At 44.2% G+C, this 24,135-nt stretch carries 16 protein-coding genes; 8 read left to right on the top strand and 8 right to left on the bottom strand.

The window, feature by feature from the left end:
* Positions 1-8: 8 nt before the first annotated feature.
* Positions 9-398, bottom strand: a complete 390-nt coding sequence (locus F0229_RS11895; RefSeq protein WP_171732932.1) for a DUF1294 domain-containing protein — start codon at positions 396-398, stop codon at positions 9-11.
* Between the two features lie 156 nt (positions 399-554).
* Here F0229_RS11895 and F0229_RS11890 point away from each other — a divergent pair, with 156 nt between their 5' ends.
* From F0229_RS11890 to F0229_RS11880, 3 genes are all read left to right on the top strand, one after another.
* The gene (locus tag F0229_RS11890) at positions 555-2,327 is read left to right on the top strand and encodes an alpha-amylase family glycosyl hydrolase (RefSeq protein ID WP_171732931.1); all 1,773 of its coding nucleotides are present in this window, start codon (positions 555-557) and stop codon (positions 2,325-2,327) included.
* Positions 2,328-2,680: 353 nt separating this feature from the next.
* Positions 2,681-6,379: a pullulanase-type alpha-1,6-glucosidase gene (gene pulA / locus F0229_RS11885; RefSeq protein WP_171732930.1), complete on the top strand. Its 3,699-nt coding sequence runs from the start codon at positions 2,681-2,683 to the stop codon at positions 6,377-6,379.
* Positions 6,380-6,811: 432 nt separating this feature from the next.
* On the top strand, positions 6,812-7,141 hold the full coding sequence (locus F0229_RS11880) for a hypothetical protein (RefSeq protein WP_017058851.1): 330 nt from the start codon (positions 6,812-6,814) through the stop codon (positions 7,139-7,141).
* Between the two features lie 102 nt (positions 7,142-7,243).
* Here F0229_RS11880 and F0229_RS11875 read toward each other — a convergent pair whose 3' ends face one another.
* Both F0229_RS11875 and lamB read right to left on the bottom strand, forming a co-directional pair.
* Positions 7,244-8,071, bottom strand: a complete 828-nt coding sequence (locus F0229_RS11875) for a MalM family protein (protein WP_017058852.1) — start codon at positions 8,069-8,071, stop codon at positions 7,244-7,246.
* 165 nt (positions 8,072-8,236) lie between these two features.
* Complete coding sequence (lamB, locus tag F0229_RS11870; RefSeq protein WP_171732929.1) at positions 8,237-9,457, bottom strand: maltoporin LamB; 1,221 nt, start codon at positions 9,455-9,457, stop codon at positions 8,237-8,239.
* A 433-nt stretch (positions 9,458-9,890) separates the two neighbouring features.
* Between lamB and glgX the strand changes: the two genes are divergently transcribed.
* From glgX to F0229_RS11855, 3 genes are all read left to right on the top strand, one after another.
* Positions 9,891-11,876 (top strand): glycogen debranching protein GlgX, encoded by a 1,986-nt coding sequence (gene glgX / locus F0229_RS11865; RefSeq protein ID WP_017069732.1) that lies wholly within the window; start codon positions 9,891-9,893, stop codon positions 11,874-11,876.
* Positions 11,877-12,116: 240 nt separating this feature from the next.
* Complete coding sequence (locus tag F0229_RS11860; protein ID WP_171732928.1) at positions 12,117-13,859, top strand: diguanylate cyclase; 1,743 nt, start codon at positions 12,117-12,119, stop codon at positions 13,857-13,859.
* Between the two features lie 151 nt (positions 13,860-14,010).
* Positions 14,011-14,739: a tRNA (adenine(22)-N(1))-methyltransferase TrmK gene (locus tag F0229_RS11855; protein WP_017069730.1), complete on the top strand. Its 729-nt coding sequence runs from the start codon at positions 14,011-14,013 to the stop codon at positions 14,737-14,739.
* A 105-nt stretch (positions 14,740-14,844) separates the two neighbouring features.
* On the opposite strand, the gene F0229_RS11850 is transcribed toward F0229_RS11855, so the two are convergent.
* On the bottom strand, positions 14,845-15,789 hold the full coding sequence (locus tag F0229_RS11850) for an acyltransferase (RefSeq protein ID WP_017063993.1): 945 nt from the start codon (positions 15,787-15,789) through the stop codon (positions 14,845-14,847).
* Between the two features lie 331 nt (positions 15,790-16,120).
* Here F0229_RS11850 and F0229_RS11845 point away from each other — a divergent pair, with 331 nt between their 5' ends.
* Both F0229_RS11845 and F0229_RS11840 read left to right on the top strand, forming a co-directional pair.
* Positions 16,121-16,921: a ferredoxin--NADP reductase gene (locus F0229_RS11845; protein WP_171732927.1), complete on the top strand. Its 801-nt coding sequence runs from the start codon at positions 16,121-16,123 to the stop codon at positions 16,919-16,921.
* Positions 16,922-17,533: 612 nt separating this feature from the next.
* Entirely contained in the window at positions 17,534-18,526 is a 993-nt protein-coding gene (locus F0229_RS11840) for a 2-hydroxyacid dehydrogenase (protein WP_102398419.1), read from the top strand.
* A 120-nt stretch (positions 18,527-18,646) separates the two neighbouring features.
* On the opposite strand, the gene F0229_RS11835 is transcribed toward F0229_RS11840, so the two are convergent.
* From F0229_RS11835 to F0229_RS11820, 4 genes are all read right to left on the bottom strand, one after another.
* Entirely contained in the window at positions 18,647-19,519 is an 873-nt protein-coding gene (locus tag F0229_RS11835) for a patatin family protein (protein ID WP_017063996.1), read from the bottom strand.
* A gap of 217 nt (positions 19,520-19,736) precedes the next feature.
* On the bottom strand, positions 19,737-21,188 hold the full coding sequence (locus F0229_RS11830) for a catalase (protein WP_017066332.1): 1,452 nt from the start codon (positions 21,186-21,188) through the stop codon (positions 19,737-19,739).
* A gap of 199 nt (positions 21,189-21,387) precedes the next feature.
* The gene (locus F0229_RS11825) at positions 21,388-22,557 is read right to left on the bottom strand and encodes a glycerate kinase (protein ID WP_171732926.1); all 1,170 of its coding nucleotides are present in this window, start codon (positions 22,555-22,557) and stop codon (positions 21,388-21,390) included.
* A 113-nt stretch (positions 22,558-22,670) separates the two neighbouring features.
* Complete coding sequence (locus tag F0229_RS11820) at positions 22,671-24,125, bottom strand: GntP family permease (RefSeq protein ID WP_017086589.1); 1,455 nt, start codon at positions 24,123-24,125, stop codon at positions 22,671-22,673.
* Positions 24,126-24,135 lie beyond the last annotated feature (10 nt).

Below are 24,135 nucleotides of genomic sequence, written 5' to 3'. Positions count from 1 at the left end.
CAATTTCATTACAAGTATCCAATAACCTCGCTAAGCCAACGTCCAAACGTCGCCTGCCCGCTCGGGGTTAGTGTCCACACAAACGCCGCAACATTCACTGCCACTGTCACCCAATATATGACTCTGAACGGCTGCTTCTGCGTTTTATGACGCAGCTTATCTTGAGCAATCAACGCCCCTAGCCAGCCACCAGCAACAGAAAAAATATGCAGAGTTTTCTCTGGCACACGCCAATTGCCATTGATCGCTGCTCGCTTGTCCTTCGCGTACACAAAAAACGTCACGAAACCGATAACCAAATACCACACCAACAGCGCTTTAGAACTTTCCGCAAACAACACAGACACCGCCACCAGAACCAAATAGGTGATAACGATTTGAATAGATGAAGACAACATGACTCCTTTTGAGCAACAGCTCACATACTGTAGCAATTACGCCCTGTAGATTTTGATAAGGATGAGCAAGGCATATTGTAATTCGGTTAGCCTGCAAAGAATAAACAAGCCCTTTCATCCCTACATAACATGATGGAAGTTAAAGGAATTATAAATATGTACAACCAAAAGTACGCCATCTACCAAGTTTTTACGCGTTTATTTGGCAATAAAAACACCCAACATGTTCCATGGGGCACAATCGAGCAAAATGGCGTCGGTAAGTTCAGTGATTTTACCGACAAAGCGCTGTCTGAAATCCGCAAACTCGGTATGACTCATATTTGGTATACCGGAGTGCCACATCATGCGCTCATCAATGACTACAAGCACCTTGGTATTTCAGACGATCACCCTAGCGTGGTAAAAGGCCGTGCGGGATCACCATATGCCGTCAAAGACTACTATTCCGTAAACCCAGATCTCGCAGACAACCCTGAATGCCGACTAGAGGAGTTCGAGGCACTCATCAAAAGAAGTCACGACAATGGTTTAAAAGTGATTATCGATATCGTACCGAATCACGTTGCGCGTCATTATAAAGGCTTAAACAACCCAGAAGGTGTCAGTGACTTCGGCGCTCAAGATGACACAACGCTGGAATACCACAAAGACAATAACTTCTACTACATTCCCAACAGCACCTTTGAATTGCCAGACATAGAGCCCGCCTTTACGCCGCTAGGTGGTGAACAGCATCCCAACCGAAACTCCCCGTTTATAGAGACGCCCGCCAAATGGACAGGTAACGGCTCACGTTTAGCCAAGCCTAGTTTCGATGATTGGTATGAAACGGTGAAAATCAATTATGGCATGCGACCAGACGGTTCAAAAGACTTCCCTGAACTACCGAGTGACTATGCTCAACGCAATTACATGGATCATTTCCGTTTCTGGCAATCTGTTTATGTGCCTAACTCTTGGGCTAAATTCCGAGATATCGCCTTGTTTTGGTTGAATAAAGGTGTTGATGGGTTTCGCTACGATATGGCTGAGATGGTTCCAGTCGAATTTTGGAGCTACCTCAACTCATCAATAAAGATGAAAAACCACGATGCCTTTCTGATGGCAGAGGTGTATCAGCCGGACTTGTACCGTGAATACATTCACTTAGGCAAGATGGACTACCTCTATGACAAAGTAGATCTGTACGACGGTCTAAAAGACATCATGCTAGGCAATACTTCCACGGCTATCATCCCCAAAATCCAACATCAAATGATGGATATTGAACATCACATGCTGCACTTCTTGGATAACCATGATGAACAACGCATCGCGTCTCCTGAATTTGTAGGTGACCCAAATATAGCGAAGCCTGCAATGCTAGTCAGCGCGTTATTGAGTAGTTCTCCAACCATGATCTACTTTGGGCAAGAAGTCGGCGAACCGGGCGCGGAGAATGCAGGCTTTGGACAGCCCTCACGAACTTCCATATTTGACTACATCGGAGTCCCACAACACCAAAAGTGGATGAACCACGGCGCATTCGATGGCGGGCTATTAGACGAAAACGAAAAACAACTACGTCACTTCTATCAGAAGGTTATGAACTTTTCGCTAGAGCACTCGTCGATGACAGGTGATTACCAAGACTTACACCAGTGCTGTAACTTAAGTGATTCAGTCTACGCATTTCTGCGCTCTGACCACCAAGAGCTAACCATTGTTGCAGCTAATTTCAGCCAACATACCACTGAAAATATTCACTTAAAGATTCCAAGTGATGTAATCCAAAAACTCAAATTAGTTGATGGTCGTTACATACTCAATGAATATATTGAAGGCATAGCGCAACAAGTGCTCGACATTGAGAACAGTGTTGGCAGTTTTAATATTGAATTGAAACCGCTGGCGTCTTTGGCTTGGGTGTTATCCTTAAATGGATGATATACCTATCAATATAAATTACCGAACAGCTCGCTTTTAGCTAATTGATAAATAACTTAATTTCCACATTAAATTAACACTCTCTCAATTCGATATATTACTCACAATAATAAGGATGAGCTCTCATCCTTATTAACTACGCCTAGCCTCTACACCTTACATTATTGATATTATGCAAATGAGTCATTGATCCAATTAATTTAACAATAACCAAATACAAAGCGTGATATTGACACTAGGTTTCCTATATTTACGAATTTAAAATAACTTTATACATTGCCATCACAAATAGTTGACCTTGGTTAAAGCTAGGATATTCATCTTCATAAAAAGTGAAATATGGATATCAAAACGTGAACAACATAAATATTAATAAAATTATCTCTCTACGAAATACCTTCAACAATACCAAAAAGAAGAGCTTCAAACGCTCTACATTGGCCAAAGCAATGTTACCGCTCTTCACCGCTACTTTGATCGCGGGTTGTGGTAGTGATAATGATAGCGACAACGGTACAGCCCCTGGCAACAGTGGTTTATACCCTGCAGCTGAAAACGAAGTCGTTATTTACTACAAACGCGATGTTGCCGCTGCCAGCTCATCTGGCTCTACTTACGACGGTTGGGGACTTCACCTGTGGAATGGCGAAGGCTGTACTAGCACAGACTTAGTCGGCATGGGGTTGAGTGAAACCGGAACCGATTGGAACAGCCCTTACGAATACGATGGTATCAGCGATACTTACGGTGCCTATTATGTGTTGAAAGTTGACCCAGATGCCTCTGACCCACACAAATGCATGAACTTCATCTTGCACAATGGTGATGAGAAAGCATTTGGCAGTGCGAACTCAAAAGTCGAGTTAACTAAGCTTGGCGATTCACAAGGCGTATTTGGTTTCCATGGCAGCAGCGAGTTGTACTACGACCCAATTTCAGAGCGCCCAGTCAATATTGATGGTCAAAAAGCACACTGGCTAGATGCAACCACAATTGGTTGGGAAGCGGCTAGCAATGCAGACTCTGTGAAGCTTTTCTATGCACTAGACAACAGCATCACAATGAACGATGACAAAGAGATTGTCGGTGGAACTGCAATTGAACTAAGCAAAGACGGAGAACTATCTTCTGAATTGAAAGAGCGTTTCCGACACCTTGCAAGCTTACCTGCCCTAGCTATCGATGTTGACGACAGCACACTTCGCACTATTTTAAAATCTCAGATAATTTTTGTTGCCTACAATGCCAATGGCGATGTTATCTCTTCAACTGAGGTTCAAAAACCTGGTGTGCTTGATGCGGTATTTGCTAGCGAAGATGCTGGTAATGCAATGGCTGAAGAACTAGGCGCAATTGTTGAAGGCAGTGCGGCGACCTTCAAGCTTTGGGCACCAACCGCGCAAGATGTAGAACTCGTTCTATACAGTGAAGATCTGCTAAGTTCACAAGTAATCCCGATGACGGAAAACACTGAGACAGGCATTTGGGCGACTGATGCCGTGTCTAATGCAGTGAACAGTTATTACCGTTACCAAGTGAAGGTTTATCACCCAACCACAGGCAATATCGAAACTCGCCTTGTGACAGACCCATACTCTCTCAGTTTGTCAAAGAACTCAGCATACTCTCAAGTGATTGACCTGAATGATTCAACCTTGAAACCAGCGAACTGGGACAACTACCAACGACCAACCGTAGAAAAAGACGAAGACCACGTACTTTACGAATCACACCTACGTGACTTTAGCTTCAGCGATAAGCTCGGCACAGCTAGCCTAAATGGCAAGTACCTCGCTCTTACAGAAGCCGATCGTGAGTCGGTCAAACACCTACAAGCTCTCCAAGAAGCAGGTTTAACTACGCTGCATATCTTACCAGCATTTGATATCGCTACCGTCGATGAAGATGCCGCGAGCCGTGTTGATATCACCGACACCGTAGGAAAACTGTGTGATGTAAAACCGACAGCTACCTTATGTGGAAGCGAAGACGAAAACAAAGTCATCGAAGACGTACTCGATGGTTATGACCCTTCAACGGGTGACGCACAAGCATTAATGAATGACCTTCGTATGCTTGATAGCTTCAACTGGGGCTACGACCCATTCCATTACACAGTGCCTGAGGGAAGTTACGCGACCGATCCTAATGGTTCTCAGCGTATTCTCGAATTCCGTCAGATGGTCAAAGCTACGCACGACATGGATCTTAAGCTGATCATGGACGTGGTATACAACCACACCAACGCGTCTGGTGTGAACGATAAGTCGGTACTGGATAAGATTGTCCCTGGGTACTATCACCGTCTTAACGTCAACACTGGTGGCGTAGAAAACTCGACTTGTTGTGACAACACTGCGACCGAAAACCTGATGATGGGTAAATTGATGGTCGACTCACTTAAGGTGTGGGCTGACGACTACAAAGTGGATGGTTTCCGTTTTGACTTGATGGGCCACCAGCCAAAAGATGTAATGGTCGAAGCATTGGAAGAAGTGCGCAAAATCGACCCGAATACTCTGTTCTACGGGGAAGGCTGGGACTTTGGTGAAGTCGCCAACAACGCCCGCTTCGATCAAGCGAACCAAATCAACATGGCAGGTACAGAAATCGGTACCTTCTCAGACCGTTTGCGTGACGCCGTTCGTGGTGGTAGCCCATTCGATGGTGGTGTCGACTCAGAAGGGAACCACCCACTTCGCTTTAACCAAGGCTTTGGTAACGCAGCGATTGCCAACGAAGAAACCAAAGTTGATCAAGATTCGATCAATGGTCGTTTACATAACCAAGACCTTGTTCGTTTGGGGATGGCAGGTAACCTCGCAGAATACGTACTGATTGATTACAAAGGCGATACCAAACTGGGTAAAAACGTTGATTACAACGGCGCGCCAGCTGGTTACACCAAGATGCCTTCCGAGAACATCTCTTACGTTTCCAAACACGATAACCAAACACTTTGGGATAACAACGCTTACAAGATCGCCACTGGTACTAGCTCTGCAGAGCGTGCGCGTATGCAGTCTGTATCGCTTTCTACCGTGATGCTAGGCCAAGGCATACCATTCATCCATATGGGTTCTGAACTGCTACGATCTAAGTCTATGCAGCGCGATTCTTACGATTCTGGTGACTGGTACAACCGCGTCATGTTTGATGGGACGGACAACAACTGGAATGTTGGCTTACCTCGTGAAGATAAAGATGGTGCAAACTGGGATCTGATCAAAACAATCATTGCTGACAGCGCGGCTAAACCAGACTCAGACGACATTGAGCTGACTAAGCAGCAATTCCTAGAGCTATTAAAGATCCGTAGCTCAAGCGAACTGTTCCGCTTAGATACAGCTGACGAAGTTATGAAGCGTGTCGACTTCCGTAACGTTGGCGAAGATCAAGTCGAAGGCCTGATTGTCATGTCGATCGATGATGGCGTGTCTGCGGGCGACGATCTTGACCCTGCAAATGATGCGATTGTGGCAGTTGTAAACTCAACTAATAAATCTCAATCATTCAAAATCACAGGAGCAACCGGCTTTACACTTCATGACGTTCAACAAAACTCGGCTGACGACACAGTGAAAGGCGCAAGCTTTGCCGCTGAAACCTTCACAGTCCCTGCGCTAACTACCGCTGTATTTGTACAAGCTCAAGGTGATGCACAAGGTGCTGGCCTGCCAGTTGATAACTCTGGCAAGGATGTATCGAGCATTCCGCCATACGGCCAAACAACCGTGTATGTTCGTGGGGATATGAATGGTTGGAACCCTGTTGATGATTGGGCGATGAGCTTTGTTGCTAATGGGGTTTATTCTGTAACAGGCAATTTGGAAGCAGGTAACTATGGCTTCAAGTTTGCAGATGCTGATTGGAAAACACCTAACTTTGGTTGCGATTCTGTAGAGCTTGCAAGCGGGTCAATCGATATTGGCACAGGTGGCAATTGCCAATTGAGCGTAACGGAAGCGGGCAGCTACACCTTCACCTTGAATGCCATTCACGAGCTTGACGACAATGTAGACAAAGCTGTGGTATCTGTCACTAAGAATTAAGCTCCAAGCTTAGGTTCAAGTAACAGATAATAAAACAAGCGAAAGCTAGCCTTTGGGAGACGTCAGTCTCCCTTTTTTACAACTATTGAACCCAGCAGATTTAAGCAAATAATAAACAACTGCATCGCCCATTAAAATTCGGGGCATTTCCAACCATACTTTATAGCCCCTACATTCGATTACATGGCTGAAAACTTAGAACTAAAGGGAAAGGATATTCCTTAGAACCGTTAAAACCAAATCTTAACGATATATCATAGTAGGAATGCCGCTCTCCCTTAAGTGAACAGAATTAATCCTGGCAGCCTTTTTTGAAGGGTTACGCCCTACAATTACGATTAAAATACATTCAATTCTCGATGTAATATTCTATCAACAGCAAAACACCGCAGTTGTTTGCGGTGTCGTTAAATTTTGATTAGGAAAACTTCCATGAACCGTAAACATATCATCAAAACCATCCAAATGGGCATCGTGACTACAGCATTGATGGGCGGGATGGCTTTGGCTAATACCACTGATCTTGTAGAATCTACCGACGCTGCTCGCGCCCTGGCACATACTCCTAGCACTGCAACAACGCAACAAATACAAGCTGAAAATGCCGCGCACAAACAGGCACTGCAAACACTTGAAAGCAACGGTAATGTTGATCAATATATGGAAACGGATAAAGCAGGGGAAACGACTACTGGTCACGTATCAAAATGCGAAAATACAGAAGTCCCTTTAGGCGAGAAAGTTGCTGAACATTGCAAATAAAAAGCATATACATTAAAGCGGTATTCGATAGGGTTCCTTAGAAGATGCTAACCGATGCTTAACTTACAAGCATTGCACTTTTAAAGGAACCCTTTATCTATATTACTTGGCGTTGACGGCTCGCACAAAGGCTTCTTGTGCACCTTCAATACCAAGGGCTTTTGCTTCATCTAATAAGCTAAGTGCTTTGGGAATATTGTCTGCGTCTACTGCTGCTTGAATGGCATTATGGTAGTAAGTTTGTGTTTCTGGTTGAATAGTCTCAACCTTAGCTGCTGCCGCTGGTTTAGCGTTAGATTCACTGCTAGAGCCAAATGAGAAGAAGCCCACTCTATCAATAGTCACTTCAATCTTACCGACATTCGCGTTTGGAACGGGGATGTCTTCTACTTCTGGCAGGTAGTTACCGCGGCCTTCCGCATCTAAACGTGCAGGGTGAATGACATCAGTAAAACCACCAAGATCTTCTTGCTCTGTATAGATAACTAAGTAAACAGATTCAGCAGTTGTCGGTGGGTAAAAATCATTTTCTGCAACAAGACGGTTGCCCAAATGCAACCTAGGCTTCGCGTATTCGAAGCTCTCTTTGCCATAACGCTCTAACTCGCGACCGTTTTTATCGTAAATCACGGCATTCGGCACAAATGCTGTATCACCGATCATGCTGGTGATCTTAATAGAGTATTCACCGCGATCCGCTGGTAGCTCGATCGCTACTACAGGGCTGTTTATACCCTGATAGTTTAAAATTTGACTGTCTGGTGTTACATCGAAAATTGCCGAGCTTGGAAGCTTCATCGGGGCAAATTGAAGACCAGCAATAGAGTTAACTTGTTCAGCCTGTGCCACTTGCACTTGCTCGACTACTTGTGCAGATTGACAACCGGCCAACGCAACACAACCACTCAACATTAGAGCTTTAAAATACATAACCCTTCCTTCTTGTTATTTTTTTAAGAAATTTACTAACTTTAATTACCACAAAGAGAACTATTCACCTAGGGAACGATCAACTTAATCGTACATTCCTTAAAAAAATAGCCGACGCGAGCCGGCTATGAATTAGGACAGTTTAGGATTTGTTAAGCTAAGTGTTTACCACCAAGCTTCAGCTTGGATACCGAACACGTACTCAGTATCGTCGCCGTTGAATGCATCTTTGTTTTCAGTATCTAGGATGTAAGAACCGTAAACACGAATTTCAGGACGAGCCCAGAAGCTGTCACCCATAGCCCAAGCTTGAGCTACTGTGAACTTAGCGTTACCGAAATCTTCTTTAGCTAAACCGCTGTCTGAAATTTTCTCACCAGCATTGTAACCTGCTTCGAAGATAGTACGCATAGTGTCGTTCCACTTGAACATTGGACGAGCAACTACAGAGTACTGGTCGATATCAAAGTTTTTGTTTGTGTAAACGCCTGCAGCTTGACCACCGATGTCGCTACCAGATAGGTATGCTAGTTGGTGACCCATTTCCCAAGATTCGCCTAGGTTCATTACACCCCAGTTGATCAAACGGAAACCAGATGCATCGTTGAATGCTTCAGTACCACGAGCGTAGTATGTACCTGAACCCCAGAAGTTAGCCGCCTGAACACCGTAACCGTTAGTACCGTATTGAAGGATAGTTTGGTGGAAACCGTTATCCATACCTTGGTGAATGATCGCAGAAGCTAGTAGGCCATCATCCGCTTCTTCACTCTTATCATCAGAGTCAGTTGCAAAGTTGTACGCTAATGCTAGCTCTAGAGATGCATCTTGCCATAGGCCAATGTTCGCTAGACGAGCATCAAAAATGTAACCTGTAGACTCGTCGTGGTCACCGTCTTGAATCAGCGCAACAGAAAGCTTCTGGTCACCAATAGATAAGTTTTCAATACCACCACCGGTACCTGACGTGTTTAGGAAGTAAAAGTCAGTGATGTGGATATCTTTACGTTGGTAGTATGTTTTACCAGCCCAAAGCGTTGCTTCTTTGTCTGAAGCGATCACGCCTTTAGCTTTAACAGCAAATTGTGCAACGTTGAAATCACCGTCTTCCCAACCATTAGAACCGTTGTTGCCTTGAGCAATCATAGATTCTACGCGCCACGTTTGCTCGCCAGTTTTTAGTTCTTCAGCTAGACCAAACTCGTAGTAGTTGTCATTTTCGTTACCTAGACGACCAATACCGTTTTTATTTACTGATACGTCGCCGTTACCGTTACCGCTAATACCAGTACCAGCACGCATGTAGCCATTAAAATCTACAGCGAACGCAGAGCCAGCAGCTAATGTAGTTGCCACTGCAGCAGCAATCAAACTTACTTTTTTCATTCTTAACTCCATTAAGGACGATTTATTTTAGGTTTTTATATTTTTGCTCTCTTGCGGCAACCAAAGGCAGTAATGGTAGTCGTAAGATAGAGAGGTTTAGGGTTTCCCCTGATTCGTTTCAACGGGGTCAATATTAAGAGGGGATGACAAGTTTGACTTCCTCCGCCCCTAAGTTAATTAAGGGGGACTAGAGGGGAGTAGAAAATATACAGAATGGTGTTTTAAAGAGGTAGATCACTTAATATAGGAGGAGTAGACAGCACACAGATCTAATTATTCAACATAAGTGAGATCTAGCTCAAATATATAATTTGAACTTCATCGATGAATTATTTTTTTACCGTAATTAATCTGTGAAGTTGCTTGACCTTACTGTGACAAAGCCTTTTACTAATAGTTCACTGATGTTGATAAACGAACAAGAAATCAAGCAATGACTAGAACGCTCGCTCGCCCTTATCCGCTAGGCGCAACGCTAGGTAACACTGGCTGCAACTTCTCTATTTATTCTCCTGACTGTAAATCTCTTTCACTCGCTCTTTTTGACGAGAACGACGAATTCACCACTTATAAATTGGAAAATGAATACGCTGATATCAGATATGTCTTTATTGATGGTATTAAAGCGGGGCAAAAATACGGCTTCATTGCCGAAACGGACAATGGCCCTATCCTGCTTTCAGACCCGTATGCCAAAGCAATAAGCGAACCGCTCGATTACGTCACGCCATATACCAATGAAAAAAGCTTTGCTATGGCGAAATGTGTCGTTGTTGATGACACCTTCGATTGGCAAGATGTAGAAAAGCCACGCATTAGCCGCGAAGATACCGTTCTTTTTGAAACGCATGTAAAAGGTCTATCTCAACTGCACCCAGAAGTGGCTGCCAATACTAAAGGACGCTACTTAGGGTTAGTGAGCCCTGAAATGCTTGCGTTCTACAAACAGCAAAATATCAACTCTCTACAGCTTTTGCCCATTGCCGCATGCATGCATGAACCACACCTATTAGACATGGGTAAAGTGAACTATTGGGGTTACAACCCATACTTGTTTATGGTGCCTGACCCTCGCTACGCAGAGAAAGATGCCGTAAACGAGTTAAAGACTGCGATTCGCGAACTGCACCGCAATGGCATCGAAGTCATTCTAGACGTGGTGTACAACCACACAGCAGAAGGTGGGGAAGGCGGAACCACCTTCAACCTAAAAGCACTCGATAGCCGCTACTACATTAAACATGGCTGCCATTACGCGAACTTCACTGGCTGTGGAAACACCGTCGACCTTACCCACCAACCTGCACTCAACTTAGTGATGGATACACTTCGGTACTGGGTGAGTGAATTCCAAGTCGACGGCTTCCGTTTTGACTTGGCAGCGACACTGGGGCGCGAAGGTGACAACTACAACCCTGAGGCTGCTTTCTTTAAAGCCGTAGCTCAAGACCCTGTACTTAAAGAAACTAAGTTAATCGCAGAGCCGTGGGATATTGGTCCTAATGGTTATCAAGTGGGTAATTTCCCGCTTGGTTGGAATGAATGCAATGACAAGCTGAGAGACATCACACGTAGCTTCTGGCGCGGTGATCAGGGTTACCTAAAAGAGTTTGCTACACGCCTAATGGGCTCTCGTGATATCTACAGTGCAGCGCACTGGCCTTACAAACTCACCGTCAACTACATCACTTACCATGATGGCTTCACCATGCAGGACCTTGTCTCGTACAAGCACAAGCACAATGAAGAAAATGGTGAGAATAACCGCGATGGGCATGGTGATAACCGTTCTGAAAACTACGGTGTTGAAGGTGAAACCGAAAACCTGTTAGTTATCGCAACACGTGAAAAGCAGAAACGCAACTTCATGGCGAGCCTGCTGTTTGCTTTTGGTATTCCTCATATTTTGACGGCCGATGTGTTATCTCATACTCAAAAAGGTAACAACAACGCTTACTGCCAAGATGGCGTGACCAGCTGGCTTAACTGGGAAGATTCAGAGCGCAAGACTTACTTCAAGACTTGGTTATCTGAAATGATCTCTGCTCGTCAGCAATACATGGTGCCGTTTATTAAGGCATTCAGTGGCGAAAAGCGTAACTCTAACCGCATCTTCTGGAGCCGTGTCGATGGCACACTTATGGAGCATGACGACTGGAACCGCTTAAGCTCAGTCGCTTTGCATTTAGGTATTGGTAAAGATGGCGACGAGTTAATTTATCTTATCAACCAAACCAATGCGCCAGCACGTTTCTCGTTACCGAATGACCGTGAACAAAACTGGGTAACCATCTGTGATACCAACTTGCGAAACGTTAAACCCGGTCATGCAGAAGGTGAAATGTTGTTGTCGCCAACTTCGATGGCAATTTTGCACTATTCGCCAGATCAGGCTGATTTGATTAAAGCAAAAGCTTAGTCAGCTTAATAAAACACCGAAAACCATAGAAGCCAGTTATATTTACAGCTGGCTTTTTTGTTAGCTGAATATCACAAAAATCATTCATCCATATGGAATCATTTGCATTGATGTGGTTAATGAAACTGTTTAGTATTGCCGTACTATAAAAATGAATCTATAACGTCTTTGGATATCATGGCTTTACCTAAAACATTAATTCGGCTTTTTAAACCATACATTATTTTATTAACTGGAGGGATGCTCTATCTTGCTATGACTCAGCTTGAAAAAGTAGAAACAGCAGCAACAGAACAATCATCATCAAACATTCGTATCGCAAGCTCTACCATTCGTTCCAACATCGAAGCCACATTCGGCAAACTCTATTTTTTAGAAACCAGTCTAGGCTTGCCTAAAACGGCTCCAATCGGTGATAAAAAATTCAGAGAATTGAGTGATAATATTCTAAGAAGAACACCAAATTTCTCCGATATCGTTCGATACCAACCTAACTCCCAACATTATGTCTCCACTCGTGGCCTTCCTCTTTCCAATGAACAAATCGCCACAATACAATGGCATTCAATAGACGGTGTTGTAGAAGATTTTTACATCTCTTCCGTTTACCAAAAAGCCGATGGACGATGGGTTTTCGCCGTTAAACACACTGCAGAAAAGCTCAACGAAGAAATATGGATTGAGTTTGATTTAATGCATACCACGCAAGGTTTAAGAGATTTAGAAACGCTTAATAATGGCTATGTATTTGTTGTAGACAGAGCAACAGAGCGACTGGTATTCCACCCGGATCCACAGCGTATCGGTTCTAAATCCATCAGCTTCCATGCAGGGATCAGCCACCAACTCTCACAAGGTGAAACCGTTGGTAAGCACGAATATTACTATCAAGATAACTTCAAAATATCGGTATTTGACGCAGACAACAGCTTAAATTGGGTGTTCATTGCGGGCACTGACCGCCATGACATCTTAACCAGCTCACATCAATTTACGTTGACGGGCTTAGTACTGGGCTCACTCCTGCTATTGTGGATTGGTGCCAACTATCTGGCTTATCGTTTGAACGTGTCCTTGTCGCAACTGAATAAAGTCGATGACCTTGTAAGCTTTAAGCGAGAGTTAAAATCCATACTGGATAGTTTCACCTACCAAAAAGGCATTCAATTCTGTCTCTATCAGCTTGAGAACCACGCATTCAGTACCATCGACTATCACGGAAACAAATCCACGGTACATTGTGACAAAGCCCTTGCAGAGCGATTTACACCGGACACTATGGCTTACCGAAGTGGTAAGTACGCCGATCCACTGGCGTGTAAACTCAAAATACACCAACGTCATTACTGTATTCCTTTGCACTCTCGTCAGCAGTTGATCGCAGTGTTGTACGTAAACGTAAACTTACCGATCAGCCAGAGTATTCTACGAATGATCAGAGATTACACGGAAGTCTCACTGTCCAACTTACTGCTTCAGCACCAGTTGAGTAGCAAGGACTTGATGACGCAATTAGACAACAAAAGTAGCTTTAATATTGCACTGGAAAACTACGCCAACCAGCCTGAAACCTATATAGCTCTACTCGATATCGATAATTTTGACCACGTGAACCGTGCTTATGGTGAAGCTGTGGGTGACAAGATGATCAAGCTGACAGCAGAAGCACTACGCTCGTACTTTCCGAAGCCTAAAGGACTATGCCTTGCTCGTATTGGAGGCAAAGAGTTCGCAGTATTATTTAAAGCAAACGACGGCAACGACGCCAAGTTCCAACTAGACCAGTGCCGAATTGGCGTAGCAGAGAAAACTATTGTGACGCCAGACATCAGCCTCTCTTTAGGCGTGAGTGTCGGTTTTTCACAAATAGAGGGAGAGCCAGATACAGCTCTAGCACTGGCGGAGCAAGCAAAGTTGATTGCTCAACAGCTTGGAAAAAATCGAGTTGAAGGCCACATCAGGGCTGTTGCAAAGGCTTCATAGGTTGTCCTAACAAGCTCACTTTATCCTTTACTTGGATACCGATGAAAACAAAGCACCTAGGATTCATACCCTAGGTGCTTTTGTTTTTATGGAAAGTCATTACAATGCGCGTTCAACACGACAATACCCCTTTTCTAACGACACGAGCCTTATGAAGCTAAGTAACCGACTGCAAACTCTCCATTCCCTTGTCAGCAATGACTACCAACATATTTGGGACTGTTGTTGTGATCACGGCTTCTTGGGTGTTCAACTGTTGTCGGATAACAAAGCACCTCAGCTTCACTTTGTCGATATTGTCCCGTCTCTTATGAGCGATTTGGAAAGCAAACTTACGCGTTACTTTCCGCAAGGTGCAATAGCAGAACAGAAAGTGACTAGCCAATGGCAAGTCTACTGTATGGATGTCGCCGCTATCCCGCTTGAGAAACATACTGGCAAACACCTGGTGATTATTGCGGGCGTCGGTGGCGATCTTACTCAAAAGCTCGTCGATGATATTCATCGTCAACACCCAGACAAAGCGATCGATTTCTTGCTTTGTCCGGTGCATCAGCAATTCGAGTTGAGAAGCCATTTAAAGGCGATCCATTTTGGTCTTATTGATGAAGTGTTGATTGAAGAGAACCGTCGTTACTACGAGATTTTATTGGTGAGTAATAGTCGCGGTGATTCAGAAAAGAGCCAAACCGTTAGCGAGATATCAAACGTCGGTGACAAGATCTGGACACCAAGTTGTGATGAACAAGTGAAGGTATCACAGCAATACAAAGCCAAAACATTGCAGCACTACTTACGTATCCATCAAGGACAAGAGAAGCAAGGCAAACCTAGCCAAGTAAAGCATATTATTGATGCTTACCAGGCGGTTAAGCCATAGTAAGTACTAACTTAATGGTTTGAATATTAAGAAAGTCAAATTAATAAAAAAGCCGATAGTTCAATGAGCTATCGGCTTTATTAATGCTATCGATTCAGTTTTAGCTTACTGTTCTTGTTTCTTATAAGCCACATCAGGCTCGTCAACTGTCTCTACCTCAGAAGGCTTATCAACCCCATAAACCGTATCAAGGTAGACGTCTTTCTCTTTCCACGTGCTGTTCAACCAATTGTGGAAGCGACGTTTAAAAGCCTTATCTTCAAAGTAATTACCGTTCACGTTCTCATCCATTGGATGCAATTTAATACGCACAACGACCTTAGTCATTTTGCCCTTCAGCATATCTTCAAACGGAGAGGTTTGGTTTTCAGGGTAAGCTAAGGTCACATCCACGATGCCATCCAAAATTGGGCCCATTGCAGATAAAGCAAATGCCACGCCCCCAGTTTTCGGCTTCAATAAGTGGCGATAAGGGGTCTTTGCTGACGCCAGTTTCTCGTGGTTTGCACGAGTCCCTTCAACAAAATTAACCAATGTTGTCGGTGCTAATTTGAACTTAGTACACGCTTTATTGATTGCATTAAAATCATCATTACGGCGTTCTGGGTTGCGTAATAGGAACTCACGAGAGTGGCGTCTCATGAATGGCATATCTAAGCCCCAGCAGGCCAAGCCAACAAATGGTACGTACAACAATTCATGTTTCAAGAAGTACTTCGTCATCGGCATTTTGTCTTTTAGGATTGAAGACAAAATCACAATATCTGCCCAGCTTAGGTGGTTAGACATCATCAAATACCACTGCTTGGTCGAAATATCTTCCCCCCCTTCCACTTGCCATTCGATATCGTTATTGGCGTTCAACATCCATAAATTAAGAGAAGCCCAACACCAGAATGTGAAGTTAGCTAAGCGAGTGCATGATTTTTGAACGACAGAAATTGGCAAAATAAGTTTGATTAGGGCAAACAGGCTCACAGCCAATGCGGTGAATGCAGTATTAATGGTCACGAACAATACGTTCAAGGCCATACGAAGATTATCAAGCATAAAACACAGTTATATTGAGAACGAAAGCCGCCATTATACGCATCTATAAATTATTCTCTTCAGTAATTGATTGAATATCCTAGGGGTCAAACCACTCAACCTATGTTAACGATGTTCAACCAGCTAAAGTCTATTAAAACGAAACCAAAACACATGCACGAGTCATTTGGACTCAAATAGTATATTGTCTTTTTGACAACATTCGACCCAATAATTAACCTTTAATCAGTATTGATAAGCATTCTCACTATTGGCGTGGTACATGCAACTCTAAAGTGTAAATAGTTGAGTATCCTTAATGAGATAACTTCTCTTCTTAAAGGTGGATGATATGACAGATATTCCTCATGGTTTAGTTACAGGCAAAGTCCTAAACAAAACAGAATGGACAGATCGATTGTTCTCACTCCAGGTTAGTGCACCTGTCTCTTCTTATCAGGCAGGTCAGTTCACGAAACTTGGCTTACTTAACAGTGAGGATGAGTTCGTAAGACGCGCCTATTCGATGGTGAACGCGCCAGAGCACGAACAAGGTCATCAACATCTGGAATTTTTGATTATTAAGGATCAGAACGGTCAGCTTTCACCTCAACTTCATGAGTTGAAGATGGGCGATGACATCTTTGTCGGCAAAGACCCAAGTGGCTTTATGACCTTAGATGAGATCCCAGAGATCGCCGACGATCTATGGATGCTTTCAACCGGAACCGCGGTAGGCCCATTTATCTCAATACTTGAGAGCATGCAGATACAGCAAAATGAGTTGGCTTCAGACAAAGCCTCTTCATTCAAGAATCTGGTTCTAGTGCATGCTGTAAGAACAGAGCAAGACCTGACTTATCGAGATCGTATCACTCAACTCGTTAATCACTTTCAAGGGAGACTTAAATATGTGCCAATTATTTCTAGAGAATCAGTTACCGGAACTTTGCGCGGACGAATCCCAAATTTGTTACTTGGAGGCGACCTCGAGCAAGCCGCGTCTGTCGCTTTCAATCAAACCCGCAGTTTTTTCTACCTTTGCGGCAATCCGCAAATGGTTCGTGACACAAGCGAAGCGCTAACTAGCTTAGGTTTCGAAAAGCACTTACGCAGAAAACCCGGTCAATTCAGCAGTGAGAACTACTGGTAAATAACAACCACCACTCGTTAGACAGAAGCACAACTTTCAAAGAACAGTTAGAGAAGAGGTTTTATATGAGTCATTTACGTATTCCGTCACACTGGAAAATTCAACGTTCCACACCCGAAAGTAAGATTCATTCAATATTGATGAACTTATAAGCAAGCAACCTCGTAATGTGATTTTTAATGTTCAATAAGTGAAGACAAAAGATCAAATAACCATAGCAATTACAATGACTAATGGTGATAGACAAGAGAAAAAAACTCTAGCACACTGAACAGAGTTGTAGGGCATGTTGACCTATCGAGCTGATTTTTGCAGCCGTTTGTGGGTTATTTATACAAGGCAGAGAATTCGACGTGTAGCTCGCCTACATGAGAATTCGATAACGCTGTAGAAAGGAACCACAAACACTGCCCGAAGGGTTCGGCTAAAATCGTTTTACTCTTTGTTGAGAGGGTTTTGCTTAGAATGACTAGGCGGCAAACCTCTCGTCGCGATTAAAACGATTTTATCTCGAACAAAACTTAACCGCGAAAGGCCAACATGCCCTTGTTTTAATCCCGTTTCAGAGAATGAATCAGTGGGTTATTTATATTTTAGGTAAGAGAGGAAGCCATGCTCAACATTGCTTTTTTTAGCTCAAAATCATACGACGAAAAATCATTCGAACTGGCAAAAGGCGAACTCAACGCTGAGTTTCATTTTCACGATTTTCGACTCACCACAACAACAGCAAAAATGGCGCACGACAACGAAGTGGTTTGTGCGTTTGTAAACGATGACCTATCGCGAGACGTGTTAGAGATTCTTGCTCAAGGCCGCACCAAGTTAATCGCGATGCGCTGTGCGGGCTTTGACAAGGTCGACCTAGACGCAGCCAAAGAGTTTGGTCTGCAAGTGGTTCGCGTTCCGGCTTACTCACCAGAATCGGTAGCAGAACACACGGTTGGCATGATGATGTGTTTGAACCGTAAACTACACAAGGCATACCAACGCACTCGTGATGCGAACTTCTCTCTTGAGGGGTTAGTTGGCTTTAACTTCCACGGTAAAACGGTCGGTATGATTGGCTCGGGTAAGATTGGCCTAGCGACGATGCGAATTCTGAAGGGTTTAGGCATGAATATCCTATGCTATGACCCATATCCAAACCCGTTAGCTGTTGAGTTAGGCGCTAAATACGTTGAACTCGACGAACTTTACCAAGAGTCTGATGTGATTTCTCTACACTGCCCAATGAGTAAAGAGAACTACCACCTATTAGATGCGACTGCGTTTGAGAAGATGAAAGACGGCGTGATGATTGTCAACACCAGCCGTGGTGAACTACTGGATTCCACAGCTGCTATCGAAGCGCTTAAACAGAGTAAGATTGGCGCACTTGGTCTTGATGTGTATGACAACGAGAAAGAGCTGTTCTTCCAAGACAAATCAAATGACGTGATTGTCGATGATGTGTTCCGCCGTCTATCTGCTTGTCACAATGTATTGTTCACAGGTCACCAAGCTTTCTTGACCAAAGATGCTCTGTTCAACATCGCCAATACAACGCTCACCAGTGTTGATGCCTTCTTTGCTGGCAACACCAGCGGTAACGAACTCGTTTAATCGCTAATTGAGTTAATAGCAGACTGAGTTAAAAACAAACTAGGTCTACAAATACAAAGCCACGCTATTCTGAAGTGAACAGCGTGGCTTTGTCGTTTATCCTGTATCCTAAAAACGTTCCTAGACGCAGAAATGACAATCTTCGGTGTCTAAACCATACACGCCTTTTCGAATGGCAAGGTGCTCTTCACCCGCTTTAATGCCCATCTCATAACCTGCATTAAGAGTACTTTGATCCATAGTTAAACGCTTTACTGCGAACGCTTCTGGCGGCGCTATCACTTTAATGGTCGCATCTTTGGGTGGGTTACGAATGAACTCCAGAGACTGGTTGTAGTTTTCAGCACGCACCGCCATCGATTCAGCAATATTTGGGAATTTCTTTAATAGTTTCTTCAGCATCCATTGGTGCTTTTGAGGCTTCATTCGGTAGCTCAATGGGTGAGACAGAATCACGGTAATATCGCGTGCGCCACGGCGATATGCTTCACGAACCGGAATCGAATCGGCTACACCGCCATCGGTATAACAGCCACCAGAGAAACACGGAGTTTCACGGTAAGCGATAGGTAAAGCCGTTGTTGCTTCAACAACATTAGAAAGGTTTTCTGGCTTAATATGGTAGTAGTCTGCACTGCCCGTATCGACATTTGTGACAGCAGCAATGAGTGGGATACTTGAAAATAGCTCGCCACAGTCCAGCGGATAACGTTGATTGGATTCGTTCCATAACCACTTAACGTCCACTAAGTTACCGCCCTTGGCAAAGCGAGCAGGGTTGAAGAAGGTCTTATCCGTCGCCATCGTGGTGATCACATCATAACTGCGTTTTGGTGCATGAGATAAGTAGCCAACCAGATTCGACACACCTGCAGATACGCCGATGGCAAAGTCATAAGGACGGAAATCGTCTTGCATAAAGGCGTCTAAAACTCCGGCAGCAAAAATGCCTCTCATTGCTCCACCTTCAACGATTAATGCGCTCTTATTCATCTCAAACTCTTCTACTTTATAAACTGATAGTCGTAGAATAATCCCATCACTCTTACAAAGATAATGGGATAGATTTATCAATTCGATAGGTAAAAACTATCAATGTGGATTATTAAATTTTTCAATGATTTAGGGTTGCTTAATAAACAGCGAGATCAAAAAAGGCCGTTGAGTGATTCACTCAACGGCCTTTCAATTAACGAATCAAGATGATTGATTACGACTTAAATTCGCTCACGTCGATTTCAAGCAGTTTACCAATGCCTTCACCGTATGCAGGGTCAGCTTTGTAACAGTGTCTTAGGTGACGCAATTGAATCTCTTTTGGCACGCCGCCTAGGTTGCGAGCAGTGTTATCAAAAAGAATCGCTTGCTTCTCTGGTGTCATTAGGCGGAACAAGTCACCCGGTTGCGAGAAGTAATCTTCATCTTCGCGGTGATCCCAGTGTGCTGCTGCGCCATCTAGGTTCAGTGCTGGTTCAGCGAAATCTGGTTGCTCAGCCCATTGACCTTCGTTGTTTGGCTCATAACCTAATGTGCCACCGAAGTTACCATCGACACGCATCGCGCCATCACGGTGGTAGCTGTGTACTGGGCAACGAGGCGCATTCACTGGAATGTGCTGATGGTTTACACCCAAACGGTAACGTTGTGCATCACCGTAAGCAAACAGACGACCTTGCAGCATCTTGTCTGGCGAGAAGCTGATACCTGGAACTACGTTCGCTGGGTTGAATGCTGACTGCTCTACTTCTGCGAAGAAGTTTTGCGGGTTACGATTTAGCTCAAATTCGCCCACTTCGATCAACGGGTAATCTGCATGAGGCCAGATCTTAGTCAAATCGAACGGGTTGTATGGAACCTTCGCTGCATCCGCTTCTGGCATCACTTGTACTTTCAACGTCCATTTCGGGAAATCTTGGTTATCGATGCTGTCTAGCAAATCACGTTGGTGGCTTTCGCGATCATCACCGATCACTTGTGCCGCTTCTGCATCAGAAAGGTTCTTAATACCTTGCTGAGATTTGAAGTGGAATTTCACCCAGAAACGTTCGTTATCAGCGTTGATGAAGCTGAACGTGTGGCTACCAAAGCCGTGCATGTGACGGTAAGTCGCAGGGATACCACGGTCACTCATTACGATAGTAATTTGGTGCAGAGCTTCCGGCAAAGAAGTCCAGAAATCCCAGTTGTTTTTCGCGCTACGCATGTTGGTGCGTGGGTCACGTTTCACCGCGTGGTTTAAGTCAGGGAACTTAAGAGGATCACGAAGGAAGAATACTGGCGTGTTGTTGCCCACCATATCCCAGTTGCCTTCTTCAGTATAAAACTTTAATGCAAAGCCACGAATATCACGTTCAGCATCGGCAGCACCGCGCTCACCCGCAACTGTTGTGAAACGTGCAAACAAGTCGGTTTTTTTACCTATTTCAGAGAACAATTTTGCCTTGGTGTATTTTGTGATGTCGTGTGTAACGGTAAATGTGCCGTAAGCACCTGAGCCTTTCGCGTGCATACGACGCTCTGGAATCACTTCACGATCAAAATGGGCCAATTTCTCCAAAAACCAAACGTCTTGAAGAAGTTGTGGACCACGTTTGCCCGCCGTTTGAACATTCTGGTTATGAGCGACAGGACAACCCGCAGCTGTGGTCAGTTTTTTACTCATGGTCTATTCCTTAAGGTTAAAGATATCGCATCGTTGCCACATCTTAGATTTAAGTGGATTCAATACTTTAAAAACCACTAAAACAATATGGATAAAGAATAGACCTGAGTTGGCAGAAAATATAATCGTTTATATTTATCGTTGTTATCTATGAAACCTATTGAACTTCACTGCGAATAAGCCTATGTATAACTTCGGTTTATTTAAAAATGGCATGGCCTAACCTCAGAGTTGAGGCAATGTTCCTCGCCGTTCTGGTTAGGTTCAATTCAGCTTCTCGCAGTACTTGCTCGAGTGACTGAGGAGAGCGCACTGTACCAAACAAGCTGTTCATTTCACCATACAAGGCTTCGACTTCTGTACCTAAAGAACCTGCAATCCCTATGGTCGGAATGCCTTGTAAGCTCGCACGTTTGGCAATGCCATAAGGCGTCTTTCCTTGCAGAGTTTGATTGTCCATTTGCCCTTCACCGGTAATCACAAGATCTGCGCCTTTCAATACTTCATCGGCTTGCAAAACATCAAGCACCATCTCAATACCCGGTTTAATCTGCATGTTAAACAACAAACCAAGCCCCATTGGAGCACCACCAGCCGCGCCATAACCAGTACGCTTGTGAACGGGATCATCCCCACGAACACAACCTTGCGATTCAACTACTTGAGCAAAATTCTCAAGCGCCTTATCAAGAATCACAACTTGTTCTGGGCTTGCGCCTTTTTGTGGGCCGAATATATGGCTAGCACCGTTATCACCACACAACGGATTATCGACATCGCACGCCACAATTAACTCGATATCAGCATAGCGTGAATCTAAACCAGTAAGATCAATCGATGATAAATCAGCTAGTGCAACGCCACCTCGGTTAAGCTCTTGCCCTGCATTATCTAACAGTGTCCCACCTAATGCTTGAACAATACCTGCACCGCCATCATTAGTTGCACTGCCACCCAATCCAAGAATAATCGTTTGAGCGCCCTGCTCTATCGCCTCCAAAATCAATTGCCCCGTTCCGAATGAAGAAGCAATCAATGGATCACGCTGCTCTGGTTTCAACAAGTCCAAACCCGATGCAGCAGCAATTTCAACCAGTGCCGTTTTGTTCGGGTTGCTATTGGATGACTCAAGCATCGCCCATTCAGCATTAACTTGTTGCCCTAACGGCCCTTCGACTTGCCTATGTCGCTTTTCACCAACAAGCCCTTGGAGCAATACATCCACAGTCCCTTCACCACCATCAGCCAAAGGCAATGTTACGTATTCAGCGTCTGGGAAGATTTCACAAAAGCCCTTTTCAATACACGCCGCCACAGATACAGCCGATAGAGATTCTTTAAACGAGTCTGGTGCAATAACAATTTTCATACTGAGAGATCCAAAAGATTAGTAATTTTGATGAGTGCCCGATCCAAAAATGCCCCTATTGAAGATCAGCAAGCTAATCACTTAATAGGGGCAGTATATAAAGGTAAGTAGTATTAGTTAGTAACGGCTGTCTTTACTTGTGATTTCTCTTTGCTTTTTAGCCACACGAATACAGCACCTAGAACCGCAATTGGAATCAGTGGGTCGATCAACGTACCGCCTTTACCAAACACTAAGTTTAGAATCATGATGATGCTTGCACCAATCGCCCATGCGATAGTTGAAGACACAGACCAGATCTTAATTTGGTCAGCAAGTTCAGTAATACCTAACGTACGGTTAATGATGTGGAAGTATGAATCGTTCAAATGAGAGAAGCCAACCGGACCTACCGCACATGCAAGTGCTACGAATACTGGGTCTAGACCTAACGTTTCAACCAATGGCAGCGTCATCGTTGCTGCAACCATCATTGATGCCGTTGCTGAACCTTGGATTAGACGAAGCATTGAAGCAATTGCTAGTGGTACAAGTAGAGGTGGAATACCGCTGCTCGCGATAGCTTCGGCTACTTGAGGGCCAGCACCTGATGCTTTAAGTACTGCACCCATTGCGCCACCACAGCCAGTTACCACAAGAATTAGACCTGTAGTAGACAGAGCATCATCCATAGAGCTAACCATGTCTTTGCGCTCAATATGACGAGTAAGACCGTATAGCGCCATAAGAACACCGATACCAACAGCAACCACTGGGTTACCAATCAACGAAATAACGTTGTGCATTGCAGTGTCACCTTGACCAACAAGCGTGTTGATTAGGATGAATGCGATTGGCAGCAGAATTGGACCGAATGATAAAAAGTTACTTGGTAGCTCTCTGTCATCTGTTTCTTTTACTTTCTCAAGGTTTGCCCAATCAGCTTGGTTAGTAATCCATGTCTCACCGTTTGGTACGCGGTAGTACTCGTTACCTACTCGGCGAATATAAATCATAGAAAGAAGCATCATAGGGATAGAAACCATCAAACCCCATAACATGTATTCACCTAGATCTACACCCAGAATTCCAGCCACAGCAACTGGACCCGGTGTTGGTGGCACAAGCGCATGAGTGATCAGTAGGCCAAGCGCCAGAGTCACACCTAAGCCAACCGCTGATTTACCTGTGTCACGTGAAATTGCGCGAACAAGAGAGTGTAAAATAATGTACGCAGAGTCACAGAAAACTGGGATAGCGACAAGTACACCTGTAAAACCTAGTGCTAAGTCTTCACGACCTTTACCACACAGCTTTACAAACGTTTTTGCCATTCTAACAGCCGCACCAGAACGCTCGAAACACGCGCCCATGATAACGCCGAACGCGATAATCAAACCAATACCACCAAGCACGCCACCAAAACCGGCTTTAATTGCGTTGATCAGCTCTGTTGGTGCCATACCAGCGAATAGCCCCATGATGATACTTGCAATAATCATCGCAAGCGCCACTGGGATTCTTGTTTTAATGATCATGCCCATCATGGCTAAAATGCCAATTACGATGCCTATCAGTGCTCCATCCATTTTTATATTC

The sequence above is a fragment of the Vibrio sp. AIC-3 genome (assembly GCF_013114515.1).
GTDB classification, from domain to species: Bacteria; Pseudomonadota; Gammaproteobacteria; order Enterobacterales; family Vibrionaceae; genus Vibrio; species Vibrio crassostreae_C.
This window is presented reverse-complemented; position numbering and strand designations above follow the sequence as displayed.